A 510-nucleotide genomic window follows, 5' to 3' on the forward strand; every position below is an offset into this window, starting at 1 on the left:
GTGCATGTGATGCTACATCACTAGTCACTATAATTAAAAAGATTATCTCAGCAATCTTAAGTTAGCGTGCTAGCTGGCATATATATTTATCGGGGACATAAATTTTTTTAAAATAACGTAGGAAAATCAAATTATTTATTTTTAACGGATAACATAAAGCGGAAATACTTCGTAGCAAAACTATAGCCCCACTCTGTGGGGCTATGAATAAGACAGTTTATGCGCTAGCTATAAGCTAATAAAGCGCGGTGGCACAATGTTGAGCGCACACAGTCATCAACAGTGAAATTGATCATCGCAACCATTTCATCACTGCTAAAACGCTGTAAGGCATCGGCTAATCCAGATGTAACACCTTCAGGTAGATCACACTGCGTTACATCACCATTAACAATCACTGTGACATTCTCTCCTAAACGCGTCAAGAACATTTTCATTTGTGTGACAGTCACATTTTGCGCTCCATCTAATATCACAATCGCATTTTCAAATGTACGACCACGCATATAG

1 protein-coding gene is annotated in these 510 nt (G+C 38.2%); it reads right to left on the bottom strand.

The genetic code is table 11. From position 1 onward, the window contains the following. Positions 1-224: 224 nt before the first annotated feature. On the bottom strand, positions 225-510 hold a 286-nt coding region (locus ABN217_RS20500), incomplete at its 5' end, for a PhoH family protein (RefSeq protein WP_349460046.1).

The organism is Proteus sp. fly-1067 (assembly GCF_040139345.1).
GTDB lineage: Bacteria > Pseudomonadota > Gammaproteobacteria > Enterobacterales > Enterobacteriaceae > Proteus > Proteus vulgaris_B.